Origin of the sequence: Microcystis sp. M49636_WE2, from assembly GCF_030065375.1 — a bacterium.
GTDB classification, from domain to species: Bacteria; Cyanobacteriota; Cyanobacteriia; order Cyanobacteriales; family Microcystaceae; genus Microcystis; species Microcystis aeruginosa_C.
This window is the reverse complement of sequence record NZ_JASJFG010001044.1, coordinates 1-3,590: the sequence shown is the minus strand read 5'-3', so window position 1 is coordinate 3,590 and position 3,590 is coordinate 1. Positions and strand designations below refer to the sequence as shown.

The window sequence follows — 3,590 nt, the reverse complement described above, 5'->3', positions numbered from 1 at the left end:
GAATCGAGGGAATCGATCCAATCAGCTACTTCTCGCGCTAATCCTAGGGTAACAATGCCTTGAGACGGTGGTAATTGACCAGCTAAAGCCTGACTTTTGATGGTTTTCAGGACAGAAATTAAACCCTCAATCCGAGTCGATATTTTTGTTTCCCGCATCTGTTCGGCCACGGTAATAGCTTGGTCAATTGATTGAACTAATTCCCTCATGTTCGTTTCCATAATATTCTAGCGACACCAAAGAGATGTAAGCGTTAGTCCTCGCCCCTCTCCCCATTGTATATTGGCATCTCGCGAGTCTTTAATAAAAGTTTGCTGACCACCACCGTGATAACAATAAGGTGGATTCTGGGGGGCGACAATTCCTTGATAAACCGTTGTTCCCGCAGGTAAAGTCACCGATACTACTTTAGTCGCTTGATTGGGAGGATTCCACTTTTGATCGAGGGCTAAATTTCTGATCGCCTCCACATTGGTGGCATATTCATCCGTGGTCAGAAAACGACCTTTTTTGCTATTTTCGTCACTATAATAACGGAAAAAAGTCTGGGGTTTTTCTAGGGTAACTGCCTGACATTCACTATTGCGAAAAGTGATGGCAAGATCTGGAGGAAGGGGACAGGAAGGAGCCTGATCTTGAGCCAATATTTTCCGAGAATTGAAAGTCAAATTTTCGGGTAAACTATTGGTTAATGTACTGGCAGCGATTCCTAAAACAAGACTAAAAACGAGCGAACTAGCTTTCATCTTCACTGATTAAGAGAAATTCTTCTCGATTTTACCGTACTGAACCGACTTAAAATCTTGATTTCGCCCACTGGCAACAATTCTTAACTAATTTTCTCTATGCTCGCCACCCTAACCCCGATTAGCTCCCTAGCAGAAAAATTACCGCCATTGTCTGTCAACTTTTCCCGTTAGTGTGGGCAAATTAGGAAAAGAATCGTTAAGATCAAGAAAACTTAACATTAATCTTCTTGACAGAATACCCCATTTGTGCTATGAGAGACGCTATTGATATTTTGATGGAAAATTTGAGCCAGAGCATCGTCGGCCAAACCGAATCGATTCGCATTGTGCTGGTGGCTTTGCTCAGTGGTGGTCACGCTCTCCTGGAAGATGTCCCCGGAGTCGGCAAAACCCTGTTAGCCAAATCCTTAGCGCGTTCAATTAACGGTCGTTTCCAACGGGTACAATGCACCCCTGACCTCCTCCCTAGTGATATCACGGGAACCACGATTTGGAACCCCAACAGTCGCGAATTTGAATTTATCCCCGGCCCCGCTTTTGCTAACGTCCTCTTGGCCGATGAAATCAACCGGGCCACACCGCGCACCCAATCGGCACTTCTAGAAGTCATGGAAGAAAAACAAGTTACCGTCGATGGAGAAGCGCGGCCGGTCCCCCAACCTTTCTTTGTTATCGCCACCCAAAACCCGATCGAATATCAAGGCACTTTTCCGCTTCCAGAAGCACAAATGGACCGTTTTGCCGTTTGCCTGAGTTTGGGTTATCCCAGCGCAGCAGAAGAATTAAAAATGTTACAAAGACAGCATTCTCAAGAGACGGTTAAATCCCTAGAAGCTTGTATTTCCTTAGAACAGGTGGGAGAATTGCAAAGATTAGTCAGTCTGGTCAAGGTAGCTCCTGCTTTACAGCAATATATCGTCGATTTAGTCCGCGCTACCCGTGATCATGAAGATATTAGTTTAGGAGTCAGTCCCCGGGGTTGTGTGGTTTTGCAAAAAGCAGTTCAAGCTTACGCTTTCCTCGAAGGTCGCGATTATGCTATCCCCGATGATGTTAAGCTGATTACTCCCTACGTCTTCTGCCATCGTCTGATTCCTAGTCACGGTCGTCAAGCTAAAGTTATCGTGGAAAGACTTCTGCAATCGGTGGCGATCGAGGATCGCATCTGTGCCTGAACTACTTTAAATCCCTAGCGGGGGAATAACAACGACTAGCAATTAAACCCAAAACTAACCACCATAGGGTGCTAACTTGGGGACGATACCAAACTGTATCAAAAAAACCGTGGGCAAGAATTCCGGCCATAGCGGCAATTGCCCCGATTAACCAAAAGCCTTGACTATCCATTTTATCGCGTAAAAGTTTAATTTGATGGATGCCTTGGCCGATAGTTGTGACTAATAACCAGAGGAAACAGGTAAAACCAATAATTCCCGTTTCTACCATGATTTCTAATAGCACAGAATAGGCACTTAAAGCCGTGTATTTTGGCTTCATGAATAGTGGGTAAATTTTCTTAAAAGCATCATTACCCGGTCCGATGCCCAAAAGCGGATAAGTTTGAATCATGCGGATAACTGCATCCCAAACATTAATCCGAAAGTTATTACTACTATCTTCCCGGCCAGCAAAAATACTCATCACCCGAATTCGCAGCGGCTCCACCAATAAAATCGCCCCTAAAACCACCACGGCTAAACCCCCTAAAACTAAGGGTAAAAGCCATGTTTGCCAAAATAACGGTAGATAACTTTTGAACCAATAAAATAATAGCAATAAGAAGACAATTCCTAAGACCATCAAACCAATCCAACCGCCACGACTCTCGGTAAAAAATAAACAAGCGGCATTGGCTAAAGTTAATAAAGCCGCTAAAATTTTCGGTAGCCATCCCTGCCACACAAATAATGCAGCACCGCTAAAAGCAATACCGGGTAATAAATAACTAGCTAATAAATTAGGATTACCGAGATAACTATAAACCCTAGTATCTCCCGCTAATTCTGAAGTGGGATCGTTCCACGTTGCTAACTGTTCCGCACCAAAAATTTGCTGGCGAATGCCGTAAACACTGACTGCTAAGGCGGTTAAAACTAAAGTAGTCAGAATCCAATTTGTCTGGCGTGGTGATCGCATGATTCGGGCGGTAAAAGCAAAAAAGATTAGATTGAGAGTTAATTTAATTAATCCTTCCAAAGCTGCGGTTTTAACGGGAGAAAAAGCCGTAGAAACCGTGGCAATTCCCCAGTATAAAAGTACCAAAATGTGAATCGGTGTCACCCCGATTTTGCCTTCATCCACAAGGGTTAAGAGTAGCCAATAACCCGCTATTGCTAACAATAAAAAACCAATTTGACTGGTGGAGAAAAACGGCGCAGTGGCGATAAGGAGAGAGATTAACAGCGCACCCATCAGTTCTGTCCACTCCACAAACCGGCTACCCTGTCGCCATTGACTAAAAAGGCCGACGAAACGATGCAGATAGCTATATTTTGACCAAGAAGCGGGGGAAAAGTTCAGTAGGGTGATTTGTTTCCAAAAAGCATTCATATGGTTTTTAGTTGCGGTTGTCACCGGCAAACTTTGATTAAGATACCGATTGTATCTTAATTGTTGACTCTTGGGAGCGAAAAGAGTTTCAGTCTGGTGTCTTAGGGCAGCTTCACACAGTCAAAACCGGATAGCATAACCAGTCTAAGTATGGGGTGAACGTAAAGCTTGACCTAAACGAGTTAAGCCTTGGGAACAGTCAAAACGATCGAGATGTACTTCAATAAATGATAGGCGATCGATGTTACCCTGGGCAATCGATAAAGCCTTTTCTAATTCCCCTTCTGTCCT

General features: G+C 44.0%; 4 protein-coding genes. 1 reads left to right on the top strand and 3 read right to left on the bottom strand.

Going from position 1 to position 3,590, the window contains the following annotated elements; genetic code table 11:
• Both PX484_RS24045 and PX484_RS24040 read right to left on the bottom strand, forming a co-directional pair.
• Nucleotides 1-221, bottom strand: a 221-nt coding sequence (locus PX484_RS24045; protein WP_288105947.1) for a hypothetical protein, incomplete at its 3' end; no start/stop codon positions are given.
• 6 nt (nt 222-227) lie between these two features.
• On the bottom strand, nt 228-746 hold the full coding sequence (locus tag PX484_RS24040; protein WP_287765580.1) for a hypothetical protein: 519 nt from the start codon (nt 744-746) through the stop codon (nt 228-230).
• A 254-nt stretch (nt 747-1,000) separates the two neighbouring features.
• Between PX484_RS24040 and PX484_RS24035 the strand changes: the two genes are divergently transcribed.
• On the top strand, nt 1,001-1,924 hold the full coding sequence (locus tag PX484_RS24035) for an AAA family ATPase (protein WP_287703769.1): 924 nt from the start codon (nt 1,001-1,003) through the stop codon (nt 1,922-1,924).
• A 1-nt stretch (nt 1,925) separates the two neighbouring features.
• Here the strand turns inward: PX484_RS24035 and PX484_RS24030 are convergent, their stop codons facing one another.
• The gene (locus tag PX484_RS24030) at nt 1,926-3,299 is read right to left on the bottom strand and encodes an IctB family putative bicarbonate transporter (RefSeq protein WP_287765578.1); all 1,374 of its coding nucleotides are present in this window, start codon (nt 3,297-3,299) and stop codon (nt 1,926-1,928) included.
• Between the last annotated feature and the right edge of the window lie 291 nt (nt 3,300-3,590).